This is a genomic window from Microbacterium sp. Leaf351 (genome assembly GCF_001423825.1).
Taxonomy (GTDB): Bacteria; Actinomycetota; Actinomycetes; order Actinomycetales; family Microbacteriaceae; genus Microbacterium; species Microbacterium ginsengisoli.
Map to the genome: position 1 here is coordinate 36,908 of NZ_LMPK01000008.1, position 739 is coordinate 37,646.

The window sequence follows — 739 nt, forward strand, 5'->3', positions numbered from 1 at the left end:
GGCCGCGGCCGCATCCGGCGGCGCTGCACGCCTGGCAGCACGGCCGCACCGGCATCGCCCTGGTCGATGCCGGCATGCGGGAGCTGTGGCACACCGGGGTCATGCACAACCGGGTGCGGATGGTTGCGGCATCATTCCTCATCAAGAACCTGCTCATCGACTGGCGGCGCGGCGAGGAGTGGTTCTGGGACACACTCGTCGACGCCGACGAGGCGGCGAACCCGTTCAACTGGCAGTGGGTCGCGGGCTCCGGTGCCGACGCGGCACCCTACTTCCGCATCTTCAACCCCGAGACCCAGGCGCAGAAGTTCGACCCGCAGCACCGCTACATCGACCGCTGGGCGCCCGATTGGGCCGACGTGCCGCCGCTCGTCGACCTCGGCGACACGCGGCGCGCCGCCCTGGCGGCCTACGACGAGGTGAAGCGCTCCCGCGCCTGACGGCACGGGCGGCCGGGGAATGGATGCCGCGGCCTCCCCGTTGCAGCACACGATGAGCACCGCCCTTTCCGTCCTCGACCTCGTGCCCGTGCGCACCCACCAGACGAGCGCCGCGGCGGTCGCGGCATCCCTCTCGCTCGCCCACCGCGCCGACGAGCTCGGCTACACGCGCTACTGGTTCGCCGAGCACCACAACATGCCGGCCGTCGCCTCGACGACGCCGCCCGTGCTGATCGCCGCGGCCGCGGCCCGCACGTCGCGCATCCGGGTGGGTTCGGGCGGCGTCATGCTTCCCAACC

The 739-nt window shown here is 72.4% G+C and carries 2 protein-coding genes; both read left to right on the top strand.

The window, feature by feature from the left end:
• A partial coding sequence (locus ASG00_RS16675) for an FAD-binding domain-containing protein (RefSeq protein ID WP_235559105.1) occupies positions 1-440 on the top strand: 440 nt, incomplete at its 5' end.
• A gap of 19 nt (positions 441-459) precedes the next feature.
• The coding region (locus ASG00_RS16680) for an LLM class flavin-dependent oxidoreductase (RefSeq protein WP_442922592.1) at positions 460-739 on the top strand (280 nt) is incomplete at its 3' end.